Genomic DNA, 23,526 nt, shown 5'->3' with positions numbered 1-23,526 from the left:
ATTAATCGGCCTCCTGGCCGCGGTTGCGATAAGCTTCCAATGCGCGGTCGCGGGCAAACGCATGATCGACGATGGGTTGCGGATAAGCCTTTGCGTCAAGGCTAAACAGATCACCTGTCGCCGTTTTGGCCTTCGGAAATGCCCCTTGGTAGCCGGCAATATAACGCGCGCGATAACGCGCCTGGGGATCGAATTTTTCCGCTTGGCTAATCGGGTTGAAGACCCGGAAATAGGGCGCCGCGTCGGCACCGCACCCAGAAACCCATTGCCAGCTTGCCGTATTATTCGCCGGATCTGCATCGACGAGGCAATCCCAAAACCATTGTTCCCCGCGTCGCCAATCGATCAGCAGATGTTTGACGAGGAAGGACGCGGCAACCATGCGCACGCGGTTGTGCATATATCCTGTCTGCCAGAGCTCTCGCATTCCGGCATCGACCAGTTCGTAACCGGTCTCGCCCCGACACCAGGCGCGGAATCCTTTTTCATCTGTACGCCATTCGAAGTCATCAAAATCGCGGCGGAAATTGACCTCATGAAGCCTGGGTTGTTGCGCCAAAAGCCCATAGGAAAATTCGCGCCATGCCAATTCTGATCGAAACTTGGCCGCTGATACGGCGAGACTGGGCTTAGATCGCACCGCCACTGCAAGATCGTGCAGAACGCGTTGCGGGCTGATCTCACCAAAACGTAGATGCGCAGACAAATGCGACGTCAGATCGAGGTCCGGCCTGTCACGGCCACCGGCATAGTCCGCCAATCCATGGTTTATGAAATGCTGCAATGCCGCACGTGCACCGTCTTCTCCGGGGGTGAAGCGACCGAACCCCTTTGACCAATCTTTTCCAGATGGCGTCAACGACGGTGTCAGCTTCAAGTCGGAGAGTGCCCGCGAACCCGGCCAAACTCCGGGCGACGGCCAAGCTTGGTTGGGGTGGAGGGCGAGGGCATTAACATCTAATGCCCCAGACGCCTCCAGCGCCCTGTAGAAGGGCGTGAACACCCGAAATGGTGTCCCAGACTTGGTAATCAAGGCATTCGGCTCGGTCAGCAGAGTCGCGTTCACGCGTTTCAAATCGACACCGAGCTGCGCCAAAGCATGTGCAGCCTGACGGTCACATTCCTCATTCTCGGGATCAAATGTTCTAGAACATATAACTGTTTTTACAGAATATTCCTTAGCTAATGCGCCCAAGACCACAGAGGCCTGTCCACGCTCAATAATCAATCTTGATCCGCGAGCGACCAAATTTTCATGTAAAACCTCAAGAGAATGATGCAACCACCATCTTGACGCCGCGCCCAGCGGCCGCGTGGCAAGGCTTTCATCCCATATGAAGACTGGTAAAATCGTCGCTCCAATCCTCAGCGCTTCCGCAACGCCCGGGTGGTCGTTGAGGCGCAAATCGGTACGGAACCATAAAATGACGGGCGGCGGAGAAGTGGTTTTTTCGGTCATGCACTTAAAAGTAAGCTTGCTTGAGTCAGGCGTCTTGGGCACAAAGGCTAGCATGAACCACGGAACGCCAACACCCTTAAGCTGCTGTATTATCGCCAAGAATGAAGGCGACCGGATTGGCGATTGTATACGGGCGGTTCAGGGACTGGTCAGCGAAGTGGTTGTCGTCGATAGCGGTTCGACCGACGATACAATCGCCGTGGCAGAGGGGTTGGGCGCCCGCGTCGTCCATCATGACTGGCCCGGCTACGGGCCACAAAAGCGATACAGCGAAGACTGCGCCGCCAATGACTGGATACTCAACCTCGATGCCGATGAAATCGTCACACCGGAGTTATTCTCTGAAATAAAGGCATTAATGGCGTCGGGACCGTCGCTCAATGCCTATCGCTTCAAGATCAAGAACGTTTATCCGGGCCAAAAAAAGCCGCGCCTATGGGCTGACTATCACAATTATGTCAGGCTCTACGATCGCCGTGTCGTCCGTTTCCGTGAAAGTCAGGTGCATGATACGGTCGATACCCGGTCGGAACCGGTGGGCCAGCTCAAAGGCGCCGTGATGCATTACTCCGCGCGGTCCTATGATCACATACGCGCCAAGCTCGATTCGTACACCAATTTGCAAGCCAAGGTGCTGAAGAAACCTGCCTGGACAATATGGTTGCGTCTGCCATTCGAATATCCCTTCGTCTTCATTCGCTATTTCTTTTTCCGGTGCCACTTCACGGGCGGTTGGGATGGCATATATAGCAGTCACCTGGCGGCTGAAGCGCGTGCGAAGCGACTTCTCAAAATCCTGGCGGCGCAGAAAAACGCCGATCTAACGGCGCGCTGACCAATGGCAGATCGCACCCCTACATTCATGCAAAAGGTCGGTTGGCGCATTGAAGCCATATTTTACGATCTGTTTGTCGCCATCACCCGCGCCTTGCCCGTCGACACGGCCTCCGACCTGGGAGGCTGGCTCTTTCGGCATATAGGACCATGGACCTCTACGCAGAAAACCGTGTTGAGGAATTTCGAACTGGCCTTCCCCAATATGCCGACCGAGGAGCGGGATGCTTTAATCCGACAGCAATGGGAAAACACCGGTCGCACCACCGCCGAATTTCCGATCATGGACCGCATTGTTTTCGACCCCGCCCGTGTCGAGATAGAGAACTTCGAGCGGCTGGAAGCGATCGCGCAGAGCGGCAAACCGGTAATCTTCATCTCCGGTCATCTGTCGAACTGGGAAGTGATGAATGCCGCGATCCTTCAGGCCAAGGTGCCTTATATGATTACCTACCGCGCAGCGAACAATCCCTACGTCGATGCCCGAATTAAATCTGGCCGCGCCGCCTATGGCGTGAATATGTTCGCTCCAAAGGGCGGCGATGGTGCCAAAGAGTTGTTGATCGCCCTGCAAAAGGGTGAGTCGGTCGGGCTGATGAATGATCAGAAGTTTAACCGCGGCGTTCCCACACCGTTTTTTGGCCATATCGCCGAAACCGCGCCCGGACCGACCAAATTAGCGCAACGATTTGGAACGGTCTTACAGCCCCTGACCATTCGCCGCCTGCATAAGGCGCGTTTTCGCGTCACCGTGCACGACGCTATTCCCGTAGATGACACCGGACATAAAGGCCAGGACGTCGATTCCACTGTGTGCAAAATCACAGCCTTCATAGAACATGCGGTGCGTGACAACCCAGCCGAATGGTTTTGGGTACACAAGCGTTGGCCTACCTCACTTTACAAGTCCACGTCGCAATGACCTGTTATTAAAAGTGAAGCTTCGCGCACTTTCCAACCGTCTCAGACCCCCGTAAGCTTGTACTCGAATGTGGAAGCAGATTTTACAAAAGCGTAGGTTGAGCCTGCTGATAGGCGCTGTCGCGGGGGCATTTCTAGCCGTAGCCTTTCTTTATCTGCAAAACGACATACATCGTAATTATCTCGATCCGAAAATTCCGTTTCAGATTTATAACCCACCGCCAGCACCCAATTACGATCAACCCGACAGCTGGTTCCTAAATCCGGCGCTGGCCAAGTTTTATGCCGATCCCCGCAAGGTGGATGTCTTTTTTGTCCATGGTACAAGCTACAATGGCGGTAAGGACTGGCTGGGTTCCACATCCAGCAACACTATCCAACAGGAAGTGCAGCGTGTGCAACTGCCCAACTATGCGGGCCCCTTCGCCATCATGGGCAATATCTATGCACCAAAGTACCGCCAGGCCAGTCTCTATACCCAGTTGACCCTCCGTGACGACGCTCGCGAAGCGCGGCAATTCGCCTACCATGACGTTTTGGCCGCCTTCACCCACTTCCTAAAAACACGCCGGGGCGGTCATGGTTTTATGATTGTCGGCGTGGAGCAGGGCGGACTTCTGGCCGAACGGTTGTTGCGTGACGTCGTCGTCCCTAACCCGGACCTGCGCGGGCAACTGGTCGCTGCCTACTTGCTTGAAACCCTGGCGCCGGAAAGTCAGTTCGGCAATCCCAGCCCGTGGGTGCCCGCCTGCATGTCGCGGCAACAGACGGGATGCGTGGTCAGCTATCTGAGCATAAATTCCGGCCGGCCGGATATCGCTCTCCAAGTCCTGCAAAAAGCAGTCTACTGGCAAGGGGACAGTCTGGAAGGTCTGGGCTCCCAAAAGGGTGTGTGCGTCAATCCGTTGATTGGTGCTGCGACGAATGAGCCAGTCGATGCCCGGCGTTCGCTCGGCGCCACCAACGCGACCGATCTGGAATGGGGGACCGAACCCGCGCGGATTGCGCGCAAAGTATCGGCGCATTGCCTGGGCGGCTTGCTGTTCGTCGACAAGCCGAAATCGCCGTCATTTGACGATGGTGGAACCTGGGAAGACAAGCGGAAAGTCAATTCGTACAATCTGTTCTATGGCGATCTTCAAGCGGATATGCAGGCGCGTTGGCTGGCCTTTCAGACCCTGCCCAAGTCTCCCACTCAGGCCAAACCTTAATCCTGCTTATCCGCGATATCCGGGCGCCAGTCGAACAATTGCTTGAGCACCTCTATTGCCTTTCGCCGCGGCTCAGGCAGGGCGTTACCGTGGTCCAGAATATAGACAGCGTCGCGAGCCGCTGTGGCAATCAGCCGGCTATGGGCGACGGGATCGACAAACCGGTAATCCGGAAAGCCCGACTGGCGCGCGCCCAGAATGTCGCCTTCACCGCGCAACTTCCAATCCATTTCGGCGATCTTGAAGCCGTCTTCGGTATCCCTCAACAATTCCAAACGCGCCTTGGCATTGTTGGACAACGGGGTATCGTAGAGTAGGATACACGCGCTCTTGTCGCGCCCCCGCCCAACGCGACCGCGCAACTGATGCAGTTGCGCCAGGCCAAAACGCTCAGCCTGTTCGATGATAATGATCGACGCCGTAGGCACGTCGATGCCGACTTCCACCACCGTGGTAGCGCAGAGAATCTTCACCTCACCGGTGGCAAATCGGCTGATTACTGAGTCTTTTTCTTCCGACGGCATCCGGCCGTGCACGAGACCGATTTCGATCCCCAGAGCCTCCTGAAGCTCGCTGTGGCGAAGCTCAACGGCAATCAAGTCTGATTCCGCCGTGTCTTCGACCAAAGGACAGATCCAATAGGCCTGAGAGCCTTCCGCCACAGCACTCCGCAGTCGCGCGATCACATCGGCCAGGCGCTGACGCGGCAACACCGCCGTATGAATAGGCTGACGTCCCGCAGGCTTTTCATCCAATATGCTTAGGTCCGCCTCACCATATTGCGTCAGCGCTAAGGTGCGGGGGATAGGCGTGGCCGACATCGACAGGTAATGGACTGCATCGCCTTTTGAAAACAGCTTCTGCCTCTGCCCCACACCAAATCGGTGCTGTTCGTCAATGACGGCGAGTTGCAACGCCTTGAAATCGACCCCATCCTGAAAGACAGCATGGGTCCCGAAGATGATCGTGACCTCACCATTAGCGACGGCGGCACGTTTTTCCTCACGCGCCTTGCCCTTGTCACGTCCTGTCATGAGTATCGACCGAATGCCGACGGCCTGAAGAATCGTCAGGCTTTTCTCGTAGTGTTGACGCGCCAGAATTTCGGTCGGGGCCATCATGACACTCTGGAACCCGCCTTCGGCCAGGTCGATCATGGCCGCCAGCGCGACAAGCGTTTTGCCCGCTCCGACGTCGCCCTGGATCAGGCGGTTCATGCGGTGACCGGAGGCCAGGTCAGCCCGTATATCGGCAATGGCGCGGTCTTGCGCCCCGGTCAGCGCGAAGGGCAGGCTTTTCAGCGCCAGGTCCCACCAGGTGCGATACACGACCACACGCGCCGGCGTCGCTTGGCGGTGTTGCTTTCGCGCCTTGAGCGCCAGTTGGTGCGCCAGGGCTTCGTCATAGGCCAAGCGCAGGCGATGCGAGGCATCTGCCGACTGATCGAGGTCGCTTTCGGGACTGTGGCTGCGCGTGAGCGCGTCATTAAATGACGGCCAACCGTGCTTTTCCAACATGTTCTCATCATGCCATTCCGGCAGGACGGGCAGGGCCGCCAACGCCGTCTGGACGAATTTCCGGATCATCCGAGACGACAAATCTAACGTCGCCGGGTACACCGGTTCGCAGGGCGGGATATCTTCCGCGCGTGCCTCATCGACAATATAGTCCGGATGGGACATTTGAAGGTATTGGCCGAATTTTTCGACCTTGCCGCTTATCAATCGCCGGGCGCCGACCGGATGCTGCTGTTCAAACCCGCGTATGCGATGAAAATAGGTCAGTTGCAGCCGCCCCGTGTCGTCGAACACATCGACGCGCTGCGGTCCCTTGGGCGGCGAGGGCGGGTATCCGCCGATGGTGACAGCGATCGTCTGGACCTCGCCGACACGCGCCTGGCTTACACTTACCAATGGTCTTTTTATCAGTCCCGATGGCAGGAAGAAGACCAGATCGCGAACATGGCTCCCGACATGCGCGCTCAATGTCGGCGCAAGCTTCGGCCCGACGCCCTTGAGGCTAGTCACCGGCGCGTAGTAGGGAAACAAAATTTCTGGTCGCATGGGGGCTTATCAAGCACCAAAAATGCTTTATGAGAAGGCCCTGAATACGCTTTGGAGACTAAACCTGTGCCCAATATCGAAACCGATCAAGAGCGGCATGAGGCGCGCCTGAGAAAGCTGTCCTTTCGGGCGTGGCGTCGTGGCTTCAAGGAAGCAGATATCATCCTGGGCAATTTTGCCGACGATATGATGACACAAATGAGCGCCGAAGAGTTGGATATCTTCGAAGCGCTGCTGGAAGTCCCTGACCAGGACCTGTACGGCTGGATCATCCAACGCGAACCGACTCCGGTCGAGTGGCAGTCCGAAATAATGAATAAACTCAATCAATACTATAAGATAGCTTACACGAAGATATAAATGTTCGACCTGAACGATATTACGCGTCCCGACCATGCCCTGACGCTGAGCGGCGCGCCGGAAGGCTATGAAAGTCTGATAGCGGCCGATCTGGCGAAAAGCGAAGGCGTCAGTGTATTCGTGGCGCGCGATTTCGCACGGATGAATGCGGTTGCTGAAGCCCTGAAATTCTTCGCCCCCGGTCTGGATATCCTGCATTTCCCGGCGTGGGATTGCCTGCCTTACGACCGCATGAGCCCGACGCCTGGTATAGTGGCGCAACGCATGTACGCCCTGTCGCGTCTGGCTGGCCTCAAATCTCGGCGTCCGCCGGCGCCGGTCCTGCTGCTGACAACGGCTGCGGCAATGATGCAGAAGGTCCCGCCGCTCAACGTCATCGCCGAAGGCCGCCTGACTCTGAAGCCCGGCCAGACCATGGATATCGCCGACCTGGAGGCCTATTTCCTCAACCACGGCTATACCCGCGTCTCGACTGTATCAGAAAAGGGCGAATTCGCCGTTCGCGGCGGATTGCTGGACGTTTTCTCTCCCAGCCATGAAGAACCGGTTCGTCTCGATTTCTTCGGTGACAGCCTGGAATCGATCCGCAGTTTCGATACGGAAACGCAACGCTCGCTGAAGCAGATCAGCAGTCTCGATTTTACCGCCGTGTCGGAAATCCGCATGGATGAGACGAGCATCAAACGCTTTCGCCAGCATTACCTGGAAACCTTCGGCGCCGCGGGTGAAGATCCGATATATGCCGCCCTGTCCTCAGGTATCCGCCGTCAAGGCGTCGAACACCTTCTGCCGCTATTCTACGATGGTCTGGACACCGTGTTTGACTATCTGGCGCCGCAGTCTCTGGTCATGCTGGATGCGCTGGCCGATAATGCCTTTGCCGAGCGCGCCGAGACTGTTCGCGATGCCTACAGCCTGCGGGCCGACGCCGCGAAAGAGAAGGGCGGTTCTGCCTACAAGGCCCTGCCGCCCGAAAAGCTTTATCTTGATGACCGGCACTGGAAGGCCGCACTCTCCGGCCAGCGTGTGCGCCGCTTTGAGCCGTTCCAGCGCGAAGGCGCTGATGTGATCGATCTCGGCGGACGACTGGGGCGAAATTTCTCCGAAGCGCGTCTGCTTGATTCGACGAACCTATTCACCGCGGTTACCGATCACGCCAAGGCGCTGTCCAAACAAGGCAAGCGGGTGTTGTTCGCATCCTGGACAGACGGTTCATCCGACCGTCTTGGGGTCATGCTGGCCGATCATGGTCTGACCGGTATGCGGCTGGCCGCAAACTGGGCCGACGCACAAAGCTTCGGCATAGCCGGCACCAAGGTCAAGCCGATCCAGCGCGTGGTATTGCCGCTCGACCACGGCTTTGAAACCGAAAGCCTGGCGGTGATTTCCGAAACGGATATCTTAGGCGATAGGTTAGCCCGTCCACGTAAACGTCGGCGCGCACAGAACTTTTTGGCGGAAGCCTCCGCCTTGTCGCCGGGCGATCTCGTCGTGCATATCGAACACGGCATTGGCCGTTACGACGGCCTTAAGACGCTGGACGTCAATGGCGCACCGCATGACTGCCTCGATCTGCAATATGCAAATGACGCCAAGCTGTACCTGCCGGTCGAAAACATCGATCTGTTAACACGCTACGGGGCCGATAGTGACAGTGCGCAACTGGACCGTCTGGGCTCCGCCGCCTGGCAGAGCCGCAAGGCGCGCGCCAAGGAAAAGCTGCGCGAAATGGCCGACGGGCTAATTCAATTGGCTGCCGCCCGTGCCCTGAAACAGGGCCAGACCATCGATCCGCCGGCCGGCCTGTATGACGAATTCTGCGCTCAGTTCCCCTACGAAGAAACCGACGACCAACTCAACGCCATCGCCGACGTTCTGGAAGACCTGGGCAAGGGCCAACCGATGGATCGCCTGATCTGCGGCGATGTCGGCTTTGGTAAGACAGAAGTGGCCTTGCGCGCCGCCTTTGTCGTGGCGATGTCCGGTCAGCAGGTTGCCATTATCTGTCCGACGACGCTGCTTGCCCGTCAGCATTTCAAGACGTTCAGCCAGCGCTTCCAGGGTTGGCCGATTCGGGTCCGGCAATTGTCGCGCCTTGTCACCAAGAAGGACGCCGACGACACCCGCGCGGGCTTGAAAAACGGCGAAATCGAAGTGGTCATCGGCACGCACGCCCTTCTGTCGGAACAGGTCGGTTTCAAGGACCTGGGGCTCGTCATCGTCGACGAAGAGCAGCATTTCGGCGTCAAGCATAAGGAAAAGCTGAAGACCTTCCGTGCCGACGTCCACATGCTGGCTCTTTCGGCCACACCGATTCCGCGTACGCTCCAGATGGCGCTGTCCGGCATTCGCGACATGTCGATCATCGCCACCCCGCCGGTCGACCGCATCGCGGTCCGGACCTATGTATTGCCCTATGACCCTGTGGCCTTGCGCGAAGCCTTGCTGCGCGAAAAATATCGTGGTGGCCAAGTCTACTACGTTGTACCACGTCTGAGTGATCTACCCGATGTGGCGGATTTCCTGCGCACCCAGGTGCCGGAGGTTAAATTTGTCACCGGTCACGGCCAGTTGTCGCCGACGGCGTTGGAAGACGTCATGAATGCGTTCTACGAGGGGCAGTATGATGTCCTGCTGTCGACAACCATCGTCGAATCCGGTCTGGACGTGCCGACCGCCAACACCCTGATCGTTCATCGCGCCGATATGTTCGGCTTGGCACAACTCTATCAGATACGCGGGCGTGTGGGCCGCTCCAAGACGCGCGCCTACGCATACCTGACGACACCCCAGCACAAAACCTTAAGCGTCGCATCAGAAAAGCGACTTAAGGTTCTACAATCCCTGGACAATTTGGGGGCAGGCTTCCAGTTGGCCAGCCACGACCTGGATATTCGCGGCGGCGGCAATCTGCTCGGCCACGAACAGTCAGGCCATATTCGCGAAATAGGTGTCGAACTCTATCAGCAGATGCTGGAAGACGCTGTCGCTGAGCTTCAGCAGAAGAATGCTCAGAATATGTCTGATCAGCGCAGTTGGTCGCCGCAGATCAATGCCGGGGCCGCCGTCATGATACCGGAAAGCTATATTCCGGACCTGAACATCCGTCTGTCGCTTTACCGCCGTGTATCGGAAGCCGAAAAACTGGCCGATCGCGAGGCGTTGGCGTCTGAACTGATCGATCGGTTCGGCCCAATTCCCGAAGAAGCGGAACAACTGCTCAAGGTCGTTGGTATCAAGGGATTGTGCCGCGAAGCCAACGTGTCCAAGCTGGACGTCGGCCCCAAGGGTGCCGTTGTAACCTTCCGCAACGACAGCTTCGCCAATCCGTTGGGCCTGGTCAGGTTCACCCAGTCACGGCCTGACTGGCGCCTGCGCCCCGATCAGAAGCTGGTTGTGACCGGTGAATGGTCGGAAGCCTCGCAGCGTCTGGCGGCGGCTGAAAAGATCGTCAAGGAACTGGCGCGTCTGGCCGTGGAAAACGCCTAAGGGAGCGCTTAGACCGCTTCACGATCCGGATTGCCGACCGCAGCCGCCGCCCGCGTCAACGCGGCGGCGGCGGGTTCGCCATCCTGAATTTGAGCGGCGCCGACGATAAATTCGACGACATAGGGCGGTTTTCCCTGCCCGGAATCGAAAGCCGTGCAGCTGACCACGGCTGATATGCGTTCGCCGACACTGCGGGCGGCATCCAACGAGGTGGCGGGGAGGGCCAGCGCAAATACGTCATTGGACAGACGCCCGCCGGAATCTTCGGCACGGACGAGACGGGCAACCATGGAACCGATCTGAGGCACAGCCTTGTCCAGCATCTTTCGCGAACGGGCGCGAGCCACATCCGGCGTTTCGGCGATTTTCAAGACGCAGATGCTCAGGGTACGATGACGCTCGGTCGCCGCCTTCGACAATCTTGCCAGGTGCGCAGCGAACAGATCACGGCCGAACAGGCCGGTGCCCTTATCCATTTCGGCATGATGCCGCATGTTTTCGAGCGTCTTGCGAATGGTTAACTGACGGCGATGCGTCCGGGCCAGCCGCACCAGTCGGTCAGCAATTTCGCCCACCTTGGCATTCGGATTGGCTATATCGTTGACGCCCCGCATGAAGGCATTGCCCAAATCGACCTCTACCAGTTTGTTGAGGCGCAGCAGGACGGGCGTATGATAGAGCCGTGTGTTGCGGCGCATACCTGCGGCAATCGACAGGGATTCAGACGGTTGGTCACCGCCCCACAACAATACGGCATCAAATGTCTTGTCATGCAGATAGTCGAAAGCACTGTAAGAAGACAGAGCGGCCGTAACATCTACGCCTTTTTCTCGCAGAGAATGGGTGATGGCCAGATATTCCGGATCGGGCTGACCGATCGACAGAATAGCCAGAGGGTCCTGATTTTCCAGAACGATTTCCAGATCTTGCAGGTCTGCATTGAAGGTTTCGCGGCGTGTGTCGTACTCTTCTTCGGCAATGCAGGCGCGCACCAGGTGCTCGATGCTGACCACGATCTGTTGTGGATGGGCCTGGCGCGTAAACACCATGTCCCAACCGTCGGGCACCCGGTAATCATCATCGTGACGCATCAATATAACGGGAATACGACGCGGCGAACACGCGGCCCGCAACTGAGGTTCGATATCCTTCCAATCCCCCTGTCCGGTCTCATCGACCAGAACAGCCTCTATCGGCAGGTCGGCCAGGGCGGCATAGGCTGCATCAGGTTCGCGCGCGATCAACGTACGCATCCCAAGACGATCCAGCTCATCCCCCATGGTATGCAGCCAGCTTTCATCACGACTCAGCAACAGTAAACGCGCCTGAAGGGTCAAGATGTCAGCTCCTCTTGGGCGGATACGGGGTAGGCAACAGTCGTCATAAGCATGTACTTTGTGGGCAGGCGATTCATAAAGAGCAACAGTAAAGATTGTTGTAACATATCAGGCCACCACGCCATCACCCCATCGCGCGGGCGACGGTAAATATCCACATTTCATCCTTCGCCTCAGACGACACCAAGACGAAATTGTTTTGATTGCAAAAGTGCGGCACATCAATCTGCGCCATCGGATCATTGGCGTACAATATGACACCTTGGCCGGCCTGCGCCGCTTCCATGTGTCGGCGCAGTATCAAGGTCGGCACCGGGCAACGATGGCCGCGCGCATCGACCACGGTGAATTCGCCGGGAGGCGTCAGATCGGTGGTGCTTAGGATAGGTTTCATACGCGAATCTTGCCATAAGCAAGTCGAACTTGGGAGTCGGAAATGACAACCGCCTGGAAAGCCTGTCTGGCCGCCATAGCGATCTTAGCTGCCTGTCCGGCGCAGGCGCAAAACGACATTTCTGGCCACGTCGATCTGTACGCCCGCGTGCGTGTGGCCGGCTTTGCCTTGCCGGTGGATATCCGGCAATCCGGCGCACGCACGCGCGTTGACGTCAATACCGGCGGTATCGTTCAAACCTATATTGCGGATCGCGAAAAGGGTGTCTTGATTAGTCTCCTGACGGCGGGACAGACACGTACGGCCCTGGTTTTTCCTCTCGATCGCGCCGATGGCATTATTCCACTGCCGCTTGAATTACCTGTGGTTACACGGCAGGCTGCGGTCAAGATCGTTGGCGCCTCTCTGGTGAACGGTAAACCGTGCCGATTGATGGAATTTTCCGGCTATCTCAACCAATCGGGCCTACTGTGCGCCACGGGCGACAACATTATCTTGCAGATGACAAAGCAGGGTCGCAAAGACCCTTTGTTTCAGGTTATGGACCTGACAATTGGCGCGCAGGATGCGTCATGGTTTCGTCCGCCCGCCGGCTATACGGTGACAGCGGTTCCGGCCATAGGCGGGGCATCGGCGTCAAACGACGGGCCGACATATACCACGCCAACGGCACCGCCCGTCGCGCCAAAACCCAGGACCACTCCGACCAAGCCTTAGCCGAATTTGTTGTGAAATTTGAGCACCAGGAAGTCCACAAGGCTGCGGACGCGCCGCGTTGCATTCCGGCCTTGCGGCAGGATAAGACTGACATCGGTAAGCCCCCAATCGTAGTCGCCGAGCACGATGTCAACCTCACCGGATTGTATTGCTGCCCCCGCAATATAGACCGGCATCACCATGACACCGACACCGGCCTTTACCGCCGCCATGAGCATGTTGGGGCTGTTCGAGCGCATATGCGGGCGGACCTTCAGCGAATGGGTCTCTCCCTGATAGGTATAACGCCAGAGGTCCTGCGTGTGGACGCCATTGTAATGCAGGATGACGTGGTCATCCAAATCTTGCGGGCAAGAAATGGGGGAGTGCGATGCCAGATATTCCGGGCTGGCGACAACAACACGGCCCGACTGACACAGACGTCGCGCGGTCAGGCTGGAATCGTCCATGGACCCGACGCGAACGGCCAGATCGAAGCCGTCACCGATCAGATCCACCTTTTCGTCACTGAAATCGACATCCAATTCGATGCGCGGGTAGTGCGTGACGAATTCCGCCAGAACGGGCGCCAGGTAATCACGACCGAATGACACAGGCCCCGTAAAACGGATTGGCCCGGCCAGGTCGGTGGTGGCCTCTATCAGGCTTTCCGCCGCGCATTCCAATTGCGTCATCGCCTGCCGCGCCTGCTCGTAATAGAGTGTTCCGGCTTCGGTTAAATGTGTGCCGCGTGCGGTTCGCTGCAAAAGCTTGGCAGACAACATGGCTTCCAACCGCGCCACCCGGCGCGAAATTATGGATTTGGATGATTCCAGCCGTTGCGCCGTTCGGGCAAAACTACCGGTCTCGGCCACCAGGAAGAATGCCTGCAAATCGTCGAAGTCCAGCCTGTGCTGTTCCATATTATGCAACACCGTGATGCGAGAACTGCGTCTTCTGGAAACGAGCCTAATCCACTATATCGCGGCCTACAAGGGTTAATCCGGCGCGCGTTCCGGAAGGGCAGCCAAATGTTCATGCAATCTCAACCTCAGCAATATCGCGCGGCACGCGTAGTGCGGATCGTCCGCGCCATTCCGGCCAATGCCGGCGCCGGGGTGACTCTGAATCGCGTAATCGGCAGCGATGGGTTGCCCGTACTCGACCCATTTCTGACATTCGATGAATTGCGCGCCGAAAATCCGCTCGCCGCTATGCCTGGCTTTCCGGATCAGGCGCACCGCGGTTTTGAAACCATAACCTATATGGTTCGCGGCCGCCTGCATTACAGCGATAACAAGGGCAATACGGCGCTTATAAATGCCGGTGAACTTCAGTGGCTGACCAGCGGGTCAGGCTTGGTCAATTCGGAAATGCCGGAACAGGTCGATGGCGAAATCCAAGGCTTCCAGATCGCCTTGAACCTGCCCGCCGCCGCAAAAATGCAACCGTCCGTCTACCGTTCGTTCGCGGCTGACGATGTTCCTGCCGTTATTTTCAAGACCGCGGAGGTTCGCGTACTGGCTGGCCGCTATCATGGCCTGATAGGGCCAATCACGTCGCCTGTCACCGATCCCTTCATCGTCGATATCCTTCTCAAGCCGGAAGGGGACGCAACCTTACCTTTGCCCGACGGTTATCAAAGTTTTGTCTACGTCGTCGACGGCACAGTAGCGATCGGCCAAAGCCTCGTCAGCCGCGGCCAGGCAGCGATCCTAGATGCCGGCAATGTGCTGAAGCTGGCGGCAGGGCAGGGCGACGCCCGCGTTCTGGTCGTGAGTGGCCGGCCACTAAACGAGCCCGTCGTACGTCACGGGCTCTTTGTGATGAATTCCACTCAGGACATCAAACAGGCATTTACCGATTATCAGAACGGCCTCTTCTGATAAACCTTGGCCGCGTCGCATATTTCTATTGATGCGACGCGGTCATTTTTTTATTTTCTATACAATGCGTTACGACGTTGTCTTGAGAGACTTCAAATGACTCGCATGAGTCTTGATCAAGGCCTGAGTCGATGTGTCGGTGTTGAACACACTATACCAGCCTTGCGGTTCGTGCGGCGGATCGCCGACATAGGCGGTTTCCCCGCGCAGCATGTGATAGGTGCCCTTGTGCAAGGCGCGTCCGGCGCCACCCCAAGCCCAGAAGTTTGAGCCGGCGACCGGCGTATTGTGCTCAATGGCATCTTCGACCGCCTTATAGATCAGACCGTAGAACCTGTCCTTGTAGGTGGTCGGCGTCCCGGCTTCGTAGGCAATATTATCGCGCGGAAACCCGAACTCTTCGAAGACGAGCGGCTTGTTGATCTTTTTGGCAATGGCGATGTGGGCGTCGATATAGGCCTGTACCTTCTTCGCACCGGCATCGAAACTGCCGCTCAGATCGTCCTTGTCAACCCAACTCCAGTTCTGCGGCCAGATATGGGCCGTTAGATAGTCAATATGCTCGTGCGCGTGGATGACGATGTCTTCCTGTCCGTTGGCGCCCATCAGACCTTCGTGGCCCAGCGACACCAGGTGGTTCGGCGCCAGGGACCGGATCAGAGCGGCAGAGTCCTTGATCCAACCATAGTAGTTGTCGACGTTTTTCTTGATGACTGCTTCGCTGCCGCCCGGGCGGGGCTCATTCGACAACTGCCAGGCCATGATGGAGGTTTCATCCTTGTAAGCGACGCCGCTGATCGAATTTGTGCGCCCGAGAAGCATCCTGATATAGTCGTAATAGGCCTGCTTGGCCGCGCCGCTGGCGTAGAACTGGGAAGAAAAATCGGCGAACTCCGGCCACGGGTGCGCGGGATCGCCCATATTGATGTAGTTGCCGCCATTGGTCCAATATTGATAGGTGACCATACCGCCCGACCATTCCCAGAAATTGGTCAGGTACAGCACGGCCTTCATGTCGCGCTTGGCCATTTCCGCCAGCAGGAAATCCAGGCCGGTCAGAAGGTCCGCATTGTAATCGCCCGGCTTATTGGAAAAAGCCGGATCCAGCGAATTGATCAACGGCGACAATTCAGAAGACCCCAGTACCCGCAGGTTGGAAACTCCCAACGCCTTCAGATCGTCCAGTTCCTTCACCAGGCGCGTGCGATCGCCAAAACTGGCGGCGGAGCCCAGATAGGCGCCGTACCAAATATTTGCCCCGACATACCGATAGGTTTCGCCCCTGAGCTTGAAATGAATGCCATCAACCGTGACAAAGTCCGACACCTTCTGGGGCTTTGGCGCAGGGGCCTTTGCCCGCTTTTTGGCAGCCATGGCAGGGGTGGTGAGGGCGAGCCCTAAGGCGCCCAGGCCAGCGCCCATAAGGTAGCGACGTGAAACATATGACATGATGCGTTCCTTCCCATTCGTGCTTGTTCTCCTTTTATGCCCGCAAACGGACCGGAACAAGCGATGGCTCAGGCTTAGCGCAAATTAAAGAAATTTGAAATAAGTAATGTAGCAAAACGCCCAAAATGCTTGGCACTACTTGGCCATACCCAGTTTACAAATCCGGCCATACCGAAAGGGAAATCAAAGACATACTCAATATGCCTGCGACGCCGAATCAGGGTCGGCGTCATATAGCCATGAGCTTAGGCGCGCCCACCTTAATGAAGCGTAAACAGCCGGCACAGCATGTTGATTTAATAGATAAAAGAGGGCTGTGGCTAAGACTAAACCTTATCAATCTTCGAGATTGATGCGCTTCCGCCCTTTTTGCATAAGCGCATAGCCATTCATGCGGCGATAGGGGCGCAGCCGTGCCTCGGGCGCGAAGCGCATGAATTGCCGCATTATCCAGTTGGCGGGCAGATCCCGCCCCAGTTTCAGGCCTTCTTCACCGATATAGCGCATATCAGCGACTTCCCAGCCCGTATCGGCAAAAAACCTCACCCAATCATTGGGTTGATCCCCGACATTAAAGCGGAATGGCGAATTCTTAGCCAATTGCCGCTTCACACTCCCGCGCGCAGACATTGTATGAAAAAAGGGGGAAAAATAGTCTGTAATCCAATAGACTATACTGTCACGCTGACAAAGATCATTAGCCAGATCGGCGACATCCGCATTTGTCAGATAGGGTATTACACCTTCGGTGAGTACAAGTGTTTGCCCACCACGCTGATCAAGCGCGTCAAGCAATTGCCTGCGGGCGTCGCCTTGCGATAGGTCACAAGCGATCCGCTCAAGCTTGCACCGAGGCGTGTCCGCACTCAGAGCGTCATTTTTGTAGTCGATCATGTGAGCGAAATCGACCTCGACCCAATCTATGTCCGGTCGCAAATCGAGCCGGTAGGGGCGGGTGTCGAGCCCCGCGCCCAGATTGACGATACGCACCACGCCCTTGGCTACGGCGTCCAGGATGTAGTTATCTATGATGTAGGTCCGCAGGGACATGGACCACGCCATGGCCCTCTCAATCCCCATGACGCCGGCCAGCGCCTTGCCGCGATCGCCAACCAGTTTTCCCGCGAGCGGATCATGGAAGAGGGCGTCCGGCCGCTGCGTTTCCAGCCAGCGATAATAGGCCACCCAAAAGGCCGTATCCGATACATGCTCGATGCTGTCGCTCATTTGCGCCTCCGCTCAGGCGCGGACTGTGGAAGCAAAGCCGCTAAAAAGGCAAGGCTTGGTTTTGTTCGATAAGGCAGTCATTGATGCTGTGGTAGCCGGGATTGATACGAATGCCCACAATGTAACAGGCAAGACAACCCAAGCCCTATTTCAGCTCCCCACTAGCGGTCGCCATTGGCTTGAGGCGGAAAGCGTACTAGCGATGGCCCACCGGATACGCGCTGTCCAGCTGGGTCACGGCTTGCTGGTGTATCAGCGCCAGCTATAAGATGATGCCGTTGAGCCAGCTCTGCAAAAGTCGGGGATATACGAGACTGCAAAGCTGAACGGTCAAGTCTCTTTAGCGGGCGGCTTTGTGTCCTCCAGTTGAGCGTCATGCGCTTCAATCCAGCTTTCTAAGTTTTCAAACCGTGCAGGCCAAATATTGTCATACTCCGTATTATACAAATCCATGCACGACATCATCAAATCGGCGTGCCTCGCTCCGTAAATATCCGACCACTTATTTGAGAACGTGGTGACGTAATTTTCACGGTCAGCTGTGGAGTAACCTAGCAGCATACCTTCATAGTTCGGATGTGCACTTTCTGAAAGGTCAGCGTAGAGGTCATAGAGGCCGGGATATTGCTTATTGGCTTTCTCTAGAACTGTTACGATATTGATCGCCTTTATGTTTGTGTCCGCGTTTCTTGAACCCAACAGTAAAGTCGATGTCTTATCGCTAAACAGGTGGAAGTCTAGGGAGCCATCCAGCACCGCCGCAGTTATCTGATTGAGATAAATAAGAACAGCTAGCGTCTCAAAGGCACTACGGAGCAAAATACGCGCGCCAAGCGCCTGCTTTCCTTGATGCAAGATATACGACTGCGAAAGCAGGTCATGAATGCGCCAATATGAAGCCTCGCGCAGCAGCAAGCTACGCCAAGGTGCCTTCCATTTATGGACTATCTTGTTCCGAGTGAATAAGCCTCCAACGTCTAATTTCTTATAAAGGGACTGCTGCCAGCCCTCTAACATCTGCTCTACAGCCCGCTCTGAATTCATTTGGCGTTACCCGTGCTGGTGTTTGATAGAGCATATCAGGCCCCGTAGCGCCGCGTACAGGACCTCATTGCCGTTTGCTCACCTTTGCCGCTTCAACACGTCAATAGCGGTCGCTTCCCGAAGGAGAGATACTTTCGCTATCACACTGCAAAATAACGGGAAATGGCGGACAAGGTGGGATTGGCTGCGCTTCGCTACGCCGAAACCTTCGCTGCGCTCGGTTTTCGAACCCGCACTATCCGTGGGTTCAAGTCCCCACCTGCATTACTAAAAAGCCGGCCAAGAGGGCCGGCTTTTTAGTAATGGCGGACAAGGTGGGATTCGAACCCACGGTAGGCTTCCACCTACGGCGGTTTTCAAGACCGCTGCCTTAAACCACTCGGCCACCTGTCCGCGCTCGAGGGAAGGCGCTTGTAGCGTGCTGTCGGTTCGGTGCCAAGTCCAAAATCAGACTTAATGCGCTTTAACCAAGATTTTGCAAATTGGGCGCACAGTGGCATAAAAGAGTACCGTCAGTCAGCGAAAAACGCCCATGTTCGAGCTAAAAAGCTCACATATAAGCTCAGGCATAAGTTCAGGAACAAAGCTTTTAGCGCTTGTTTCTCTTATAGTTTTGTCCGGATGCGCCACAGTGCGCTCCGACGGAGACTTGGTTGGGCCGCGCGTCGCTAAGGACCCGCATTACAATTCCGGCACATCACGACCCTACACGGTTCGCGGCAAGACCTATTACCCCCGCGTGCCCGATGCGGGCCATAGCGAAACCGGCGTCGCCTCATGGTATGCCGGGGAATCACCTAATCGCACGACGGCGAACGGCGAAGTTTTCGTACCCGACGGCATCTCCGCCGCCCACAAGACCTTTCCGTTACCCAGCATCGCGGAAGTCACCAACCTCGATACGGGTAAGACAATGCGCGTCCGGGTAAACGATCGCGGTCCATTTGTCGGTGACCGTGTTATGGACCTGTCGCGCGGCGCGGCGAAGGCCCTGGGCGTCTATGCCAGCGGCACTGCGCACGTCCGGATCACCTGGCTTGGCCCCGCCGATCCGATGACGTCGACGCCGGTATTTGTCGCGTCCGCGCCGTCCAGCGACGACCGGCGGCGCTACATTGTCCAATTGGGCGCATTTTCCGTCAAGGACAACGCCGAGACGGCACGTGACCGGCTAGAGACCGCGCGCATAGACCAGCGCGGCGCGCTCTATATCGTCTATACCGGACCGTTTGCCAGCGCCGCGGCCGCTGAGGGCCACCGGCAGGAAGCCATAGACGCCGGCTTTAGCGGCGCCATACTGGTCCGCGCCGAATAGCCTTCACAATCGTCTTCCGTGGCCTTGCGCCAAATTTGACTTGAGAATTGTGGCGAAGACGGTCTATTTCGCAGCGTGAACAAATTATCCGCACATCAGGGCCGCTTTATCGTCTTCGAAGGCGGTGAGGGCGCCGGCAAGTCCACCCAGGTCAAGGCGTTGGTCGCCCGGTTGCGCGCCCAGGGGCTGGAAGTGGTCCAGACGCGTGAACCTGGCGGATCGCCGGGGGCCGAAGCTTTGCGCGACCTGCTCGTACGCGGCGACGCCACGCGGTGGTCGCCCATGAGCGAACTGTTGATGATGTATGCCGCCCGGGCCGACCATTTGGAAAAGGTCATCCGGCCGGCCCTGGAACGGGGGGCGTGGGTGGTATGCGATCGCTTCGCCGACTCCTCACGGGCTTACCAGGGGGCGGGCGGTGGTGTGGCTCCGGCCTTTATCGAGCAGGTTGACGAGGCGGTCGTCGGCCATACTCAGCCTGACCTGGTGCTGGTTCTGGACATGCCGGTCGAAGCCGGCCTGCGACGCGCCCATGGTCGGGGCGACGCCGAAAACAGATTCGAATCGAAAGGCGTGGTCTTTCACGAACGCTTGAGGGCCGGATTCCTCAAACGGGCCGCCCAGGCGCCCGACCGCTACCGCGTCATCGATGCCGATCGCGAGATCGAAGCAATCTCCGCCGAAATATGGTCGCACGTGCACAGCGCGTTCGCCGATTTGCGGGGCGCGTGATGGCCGAATCCGTCGCCTTGACCACGCCACGCGAAAGCTTTGCCTTCGAACAGGGCGATGCGCCCGACGAAGCCTTTCTGTCGGCCTATCAGAAAAACCGCCTGCATCACGCCTGGCTGCTATGCGGACCGCAAGGCCTAGGCAAGGCGAGTTTCGCCTTCCGCTGCGCGCGGTTTTTGATGGGCAAGGACCGGGACCCGAGCCACGGCGCATTGGGCATGTCGCCCGACGACGCGGATGTACGCTTGATCACGGCGGGGTCTCATCCGGACCTGCTCGTGCTCGAACGCGAGATGGGCGAAAGCAAGCTGAAGAAAAATATCAGCGTCGATGCCGTGCGTGAAATCGGGGAATTCTTTTCAAAGGCGCCGTCGCGTTCGCCTTACCGGGTCTGTATCATAGACTCCGTTGATGACTTAAACATCAACTCCGCCAATGCCTTATTGAAAATACTTGAGGAACCACCTCGCAAAGGCATTCTGTTTTTGATCTCGCATTCGCCCGGGCGGCTGTTGCCGACCATCCGATCACGGTGCCGCCGGTTGACCTTCGCACCCTGGACAGACCAGGCCGTCAGCACCTTCCTCAGGGCCCGAACCGAGATTGACGACGAGCATCAGGCGCGCTTGGTGCGCTTGGCGCACGGCGCACCGGGCAAGGCGCTAACCCTTATGGAAGAAGGCGCTCTGGATATGGACGCCTTCGCGGGGCGCCTTCTGGAACGGCCTCTGCCGCCGCGCGCCGAGCTGATGCAGGCGGCGGCCATGTTCAAATCGTCGTCGGCAAAAAACGATGGCGCCAAGAAATTCGCCACCTTCATGGCCTGCCTGACAGACCGTCTGCATGACCGCTCCCTGAGCGCAGAGACGTCACAAAAGGGCCAAACCTATTCGCAATTGTGGTCGCGGCTCAATATGGCGGTCGGAGAGGTCGAATCCGTCAATCTTGACCGAGGCGACTATTTCTGGTCTATTTACAATGAATTGGCAAATCTATCTTAATGTATGAAGTGAGCTTTTATGGTTGATTGCCGATATATTGATTCCCACGTGAACCTGCACGCGCCGCAGTTCGACGAAGATCGCCCGGAAGTGATCGGACGGGCGAGGGCGGCGGGCGTCGATTTGATGATCAACATCTGCGACCGCGTGTCCAATTTCGATGCCGTGTACGGCATTGCCGACGACAACGCCGATATATGGGCCACGGTCGGTACGCATCCGCATGAATCGCGTGAAAATCCCGATTTGACAGCGCAGACCTTGATCGACCTGGCGCAACGCCCGAAAGTCGTCGGTATCGGTGAATGCGGGCTCGATTTTCATTACGACCTCAGCCCACGTGACGTACAGGCCCAGGTGTTTCGCCAGCACATCATCGCCGCCCGCAACACCGGTCTGCCACTGGTCGTTCACACCCGTGAAGCTGACGATGTCATGGCGCAGGTCCTGACCGAGGCGCATGCCGAAGGTCCATTCAAGCTGCTGCTCCATTGTTACACCAGCGGACCGGAACTGGCAAAAACCTGCGCCGAAATGGGCGCCTGGTTTTCCGTATCCGGCATAGCGACGTTCAAGGCCGCCCAGGATGTACGCGACATTATCAAGGACATGCCGGCCGACCGGATCATCATCGAAACGGATTGTCCTTACCTGGCCCCGATCCCGATGCGCGGGCGCCGTAACGAACCGGCTTTCGTCCCCCACGTCTATGACAAGCTGGGCGAAATTCGCGACTGGAGCCTGGACGAGGTGAGGGCGCGCACTCATGATGCGTTTTTTGCCTTGTTCGACCGGATCCCCAGATCATGAGCAAAACCCTCATTGTCAAAATCCTGGGGTGTGGGTGTTCGACCGGTGTACCGCGGATTGACGGATATTGGGGCGCCTGCGATCCGACCAATGCGAAAAATCGGCGCTCCCGATGTTCGGCCTGGTTTGGGTTGCACGACGATACGACACCGGATGCGCTGACGTCCGTTGTTATAGACACATCGCCTGAATTCCGCAGCCAGATGATCGCCGCCGGTGTCGAGTCGATTGATGCCGTCCTATGGACGCACGATCACGCAGATCAATGCCATGGCATAGACGATATGCGGGCCTATACGTTTGCTCGTGGTCGGCCGATCGATGGCTATTTCGATGCCGCAACCCGCGAAACGTTGGAAACGCGTTTCAAATATGTGTTTACCGGCAATCTGGGGTATCCACCGGTATGCGAGCCGAATTTAATACCGCCGCACGGTCAGGGCTGGCATATAAACGGCGCGGGCGGAGCCATGCCGGTTATGACCTTCGACCAGATTCACGGTCCGATACGGTCGGTTGGATATCGCATCGGTGACGTAGCATATTCGAGCGACGTGTCGGATGTGCCGGAACACAGCTTTAATGCGCTTAAAAATCTGAAGGTCTGGATTGTCGATTGCCTGCGTTATAAGCCGCATCCGACGCATTCGCATTTGGAAAAGACATTGCGATGGATCGAACGCGTGAAGCCCGAGCGAGCGATCCTGACCAATCTGCATCAGGATATCGATTACGAGGCGCTAGCTAGGATATTGCCGCCCGGTGTCGAGCCAGCCTACGATCAACTTGAGCTTAAGGTTTCACTTTAATAACGTTTTCAGTTACATATGTACGTATCTGAATTTTTCACATCAGGCTGTTCACGTCCTGATATCAATCGTAATCCAGCACAACGCCTTCATAAACCGATGGCTGAACGTGGCTCGGGGTGAACACGGCCTTATCGAAAGCCGCAAGGCCCATCAAGCCAAAGACGAAGACAGCAATAAAGGCCACGACCAGCAGAAAATTAATCGGCAAGGCGCGCATGCCGCGCTCGGCATGAAGCGTCAATTGCCCAAAGCTGTCGGTCGTCGGTTGAAAACGAGCGGCGGTCGTGGTGGCCATGGTGAACTCCTTTACGAGCTACATAAACGACGCCATGCAAACGGCGTTGTCTCGAACCTATGCCGTCTGCCGTAAGGGGTATGTGCCGAAGGATGTTTCACCGCATAAGAAACGCATAAGGCGCCAGGACGTCGCCAAATTCGTCACAGATAAGCATAATTTCCCATAATATTTATTATGCGAGATATATC

General features: G+C 57.0%; 21 protein-coding genes and 1 tRNA gene. 12 read left to right on the top strand and 10 right to left on the bottom strand.

Features of this window, described 5'->3' with window-relative positions; all coding sequences use genetic code 11:
* Position 1: 1 nt before the first annotated feature.
* Entirely contained in the window at positions 2-1,459 is a 1,458-nt protein-coding gene (locus tag AEAC466_RS0122290; protein ID WP_031238494.1) for a cryptochrome/photolyase family protein, read from the bottom strand.
* A gap of 52 nt (positions 1,460-1,511) precedes the next feature.
* Here AEAC466_RS0122290 and AEAC466_RS30615 point away from each other — a divergent pair, with 52 nt between their 5' ends.
* The 3 genes from AEAC466_RS30615 to AEAC466_RS30605 all read left to right on the top strand — a co-directional run bounded on the left by AEAC466_RS30615 (position 1,512) and on the right by AEAC466_RS30605 (position 4,425).
* Positions 1,512-2,294, top strand: coding sequence for a glycosyltransferase family 2 protein (locus tag AEAC466_RS30615; protein WP_031238493.1), 783 nt, complete (start codon positions 1,512-1,514; stop codon positions 2,292-2,294).
* Positions 2,295-2,297: 3 nt separating this feature from the next.
* Positions 2,298-3,215 (top strand): lysophospholipid acyltransferase family protein, encoded by a 918-nt coding sequence (locus AEAC466_RS30610; RefSeq protein ID WP_031238492.1) that lies wholly within the window; start codon positions 2,298-2,300, stop codon positions 3,213-3,215.
* A 97-nt stretch (positions 3,216-3,312) separates the two neighbouring features.
* Positions 3,313-4,425, top strand: coding sequence for a DUF3089 domain-containing protein (locus tag AEAC466_RS30605; RefSeq protein ID WP_023457615.1), 1,113 nt, complete (start codon positions 3,313-3,315; stop codon positions 4,423-4,425).
* Here AEAC466_RS30605 and recG read toward each other — a convergent pair.
* Positions 4,422-6,488, bottom strand: coding sequence for an ATP-dependent DNA helicase RecG (gene recG, locus AEAC466_RS30600; RefSeq protein WP_023457614.1), 2,067 nt, complete (start codon positions 6,486-6,488; stop codon positions 4,422-4,424). The genes AEAC466_RS30605 and recG overlap by 4 nt on opposite strands.
* A gap of 66 nt (positions 6,489-6,554) precedes the next feature.
* Between recG and AEAC466_RS30595 the strand changes: the two genes are divergently transcribed.
* A complete protein-coding gene (locus AEAC466_RS30595) occupies positions 6,555-6,848 on the top strand; it encodes an FAD assembly factor SdhE (protein WP_023457613.1) in 294 nt (97 codons plus the stop codon).
* Positions 6,849-10,337: a transcription-repair coupling factor gene (gene mfd / locus AEAC466_RS30590; protein WP_023457612.1), complete on the top strand. Its 3,489-nt coding sequence runs from the start codon at positions 6,849-6,851 to the stop codon at positions 10,335-10,337. It abuts the gene before it with no gap.
* Between the two features lie 8 nt (positions 10,338-10,345).
* Here mfd and AEAC466_RS30585 read toward each other — a convergent pair whose 3' ends face one another.
* A complete protein-coding gene (locus AEAC466_RS30585) occupies positions 10,346-11,674 on the bottom strand; it encodes a GGDEF domain-containing protein (RefSeq protein ID WP_023457611.1) in 1,329 nt (442 codons plus the stop codon).
* Between the two features lie 124 nt (positions 11,675-11,798).
* The gene (locus tag AEAC466_RS30580) at positions 11,799-12,068 is read right to left on the bottom strand and encodes a sulfurtransferase TusA family protein (RefSeq protein ID WP_023457609.1); all 270 of its coding nucleotides are present in this window, start codon (positions 12,066-12,068) and stop codon (positions 11,799-11,801) included.
* Between the two features lie 42 nt (positions 12,069-12,110).
* On the opposite strand from AEAC466_RS30580, the gene AEAC466_RS30575 reads away from it, so the two are divergent.
* Positions 12,111-12,785 carry a hypothetical protein gene (locus AEAC466_RS30575; RefSeq protein ID WP_023457608.1) on the top strand — a complete coding sequence of 225 codons (675 nt, stop codon included), beginning with the start codon at positions 12,111-12,113 and terminating at the stop codon, positions 12,783-12,785.
* Here the strand turns inward: AEAC466_RS30575 and AEAC466_RS30570 are convergent.
* Positions 12,782-13,687, bottom strand: coding sequence for a LysR family transcriptional regulator (locus AEAC466_RS30570; protein ID WP_023457607.1), 906 nt, complete (start codon positions 13,685-13,687; stop codon positions 12,782-12,784). The two genes, AEAC466_RS30575 and AEAC466_RS30570, sit on opposite strands and share 4 nt — an antisense overlap.
* A gap of 108 nt (positions 13,688-13,795) precedes the next feature.
* Between AEAC466_RS30570 and AEAC466_RS30565 the strand changes: the two genes are divergently transcribed.
* Positions 13,796-14,650, top strand: a complete 855-nt coding sequence (locus tag AEAC466_RS30565; RefSeq protein WP_023457606.1) for a pirin family protein — start codon at positions 13,796-13,798, stop codon at positions 14,648-14,650.
* Positions 14,651-14,719: 69 nt separating this feature from the next.
* Here the strand turns inward: AEAC466_RS30565 and AEAC466_RS30560 are convergent, their stop codons facing one another.
* The 4 genes from AEAC466_RS30560 to AEAC466_RS30540 all read right to left on the bottom strand — a co-directional run bounded on the left by AEAC466_RS30560 (position 14,720) and on the right by AEAC466_RS30540 (position 18,763).
* Positions 14,720-16,099 (bottom strand): glycoside hydrolase 5 family protein, encoded by a 1,380-nt coding sequence (locus tag AEAC466_RS30560; protein WP_023457605.1) that lies wholly within the window; start codon positions 16,097-16,099, stop codon positions 14,720-14,722.
* A 336-nt stretch (positions 16,100-16,435) separates the two neighbouring features.
* Positions 16,436-17,326, bottom strand: coding sequence for a class I SAM-dependent methyltransferase (locus AEAC466_RS30555; protein WP_023457604.1), 891 nt, complete (start codon positions 17,324-17,326; stop codon positions 16,436-16,438).
* 330 nt (positions 17,327-17,656) lie between these two features.
* Positions 17,657-18,370 (bottom strand): hypothetical protein, encoded by a 714-nt coding sequence (locus tag AEAC466_RS30545; RefSeq protein WP_023457602.1) that lies wholly within the window; start codon positions 18,368-18,370, stop codon positions 17,657-17,659.
* A gap of 303 nt (positions 18,371-18,673) precedes the next feature.
* Positions 18,674-18,763: transfer RNA gene (locus AEAC466_RS30540), tRNA-Ser, on the bottom strand.
* Between the two features lie 238 nt (positions 18,764-19,001).
* Between AEAC466_RS30540 and AEAC466_RS30535 the strand changes: the two genes are divergently transcribed.
* The 5 genes from AEAC466_RS30535 to AEAC466_RS30515 all read left to right on the top strand — a co-directional run bounded on the left by AEAC466_RS30535 (position 19,002) and on the right by AEAC466_RS30515 (position 23,037).
* The gene (locus AEAC466_RS30535) at positions 19,002-19,685 is read left to right on the top strand and encodes an SPOR domain-containing protein (RefSeq protein ID WP_023457601.1); all 684 of its coding nucleotides are present in this window, start codon (positions 19,002-19,004) and stop codon (positions 19,683-19,685) included.
* A gap of 75 nt (positions 19,686-19,760) precedes the next feature.
* Positions 19,761-20,417, top strand: coding sequence for a dTMP kinase (gene tmk / locus AEAC466_RS30530; RefSeq protein ID WP_023457600.1), 657 nt, complete (start codon positions 19,761-19,763; stop codon positions 20,415-20,417).
* Entirely contained in the window at positions 20,417-21,418 is a 1,002-nt protein-coding gene (locus tag AEAC466_RS30525; RefSeq protein WP_023457599.1) for a DNA polymerase III subunit delta', read from the top strand. Before tmk ends, AEAC466_RS30525 begins: the two co-directional genes overlap by 1 nt.
* Positions 21,419-21,436: 18 nt before the next feature.
* Complete coding sequence (locus tag AEAC466_RS30520) at positions 21,437-22,228, top strand: TatD family hydrolase (RefSeq protein ID WP_023457598.1); 792 nt, start codon at positions 21,437-21,439, stop codon at positions 22,226-22,228.
* Complete coding sequence (locus AEAC466_RS30515) at positions 22,225-23,037, top strand: MBL fold metallo-hydrolase (protein ID WP_023457597.1); 813 nt, start codon at positions 22,225-22,227, stop codon at positions 23,035-23,037. Before AEAC466_RS30520 ends, AEAC466_RS30515 begins: the two co-directional genes overlap by 4 nt.
* Positions 23,038-23,101: 64 nt before the next feature.
* Here the strand turns inward: AEAC466_RS30515 and AEAC466_RS30510 are convergent, their stop codons facing one another.
* Entirely contained in the window at positions 23,102-23,335 is a 234-nt protein-coding gene (locus tag AEAC466_RS30510; RefSeq protein WP_023457596.1) for a hypothetical protein, read from the bottom strand.
* Between the last annotated feature and the right edge of the window lie 191 nt (positions 23,336-23,526).

The sequence above is a fragment of the Asticcacaulis sp. AC466 genome (assembly GCF_000495815.1).
In the GTDB taxonomy this organism is placed as follows: domain Bacteria; phylum Pseudomonadota; class Alphaproteobacteria; order Caulobacterales; family Caulobacteraceae; genus Asticcacaulis.
This window is presented reverse-complemented; position numbering and strand designations above follow the sequence as displayed.

Coding starts and splice junctions, on each gene's coding strand:
- AEAC466_RS0122290 (WP_031238494.1), bottom strand. CDS start 1,459: ATGACCGAAAAAACCACTTCTCCGCCGCCCGTCATTTTATGGTTCCGT.
- AEAC466_RS30615 (WP_031238493.1), top strand. CDS start 1,512: ATGAACCACGGAACGCCAACACCCTTAAGCTGCTGTATTATCGCCAAG.
- AEAC466_RS30610 (WP_031238492.1), top strand. CDS start 2,298: ATGGCAGATCGCACCCCTACATTCATGCAAAAGGTCGGTTGGCGCATT.
- recG (WP_023457614.1), bottom strand. CDS start 6,488: ATGCGACCAGAAATTTTGTTTCCCTACTACGCGCCGGTGACTAGCCTC.
- mfd (WP_023457612.1), top strand. CDS start 6,849: ATGTTCGACCTGAACGATATTACGCGTCCCGACCATGCCCTGACGCTG.
- AEAC466_RS30580 (WP_023457609.1), bottom strand. CDS start 12,068: ATGAAACCTATCCTAAGCACCACCGATCTGACGCCTCCCGGCGAATTC.
- AEAC466_RS30575 (WP_023457608.1), top strand. CDS start 12,111: ATGACAACCGCCTGGAAAGCCTGTCTGGCCGCCATAGCGATCTTAGCT.
- AEAC466_RS30570 (WP_023457607.1), bottom strand. CDS start 13,687: ATGGAACAGCACAGGCTGGACTTCGACGATTTGCAGGCATTCTTCCTG.
- AEAC466_RS30565 (WP_023457606.1), top strand. CDS start 13,796: ATGTTCATGCAATCTCAACCTCAGCAATATCGCGCGGCACGCGTAGTG.
- AEAC466_RS30560 (WP_023457605.1), bottom strand. CDS start 16,099: ATGTCATATGTTTCACGTCGCTACCTTATGGGCGCTGGCCTGGGCGCC.
- AEAC466_RS30555 (WP_023457604.1), bottom strand. CDS start 17,326: ATGAGCGACAGCATCGAGCATGTATCGGATACGGCCTTTTGGGTGGCC.
- AEAC466_RS30545 (WP_023457602.1), bottom strand. CDS start 18,370: ATGAATTCAGAGCGGGCTGTAGAGCAGATGTTAGAGGGCTGGCAGCAG.
- AEAC466_RS30525 (WP_023457599.1), top strand. CDS start 20,417: ATGGCCGAATCCGTCGCCTTGACCACGCCACGCGAAAGCTTTGCCTTC.
- AEAC466_RS30520 (WP_023457598.1), top strand. CDS start 21,437: ATGGTTGATTGCCGATATATTGATTCCCACGTGAACCTGCACGCGCCG.
- AEAC466_RS30515 (WP_023457597.1), top strand. CDS start 22,225: ATGAGCAAAACCCTCATTGTCAAAATCCTGGGGTGTGGGTGTTCGACC.
- AEAC466_RS30510 (WP_023457596.1), bottom strand. CDS start 23,335: ATGGCCACCACGACCGCCGCTCGTTTTCAACCGACGACCGACAGCTTT.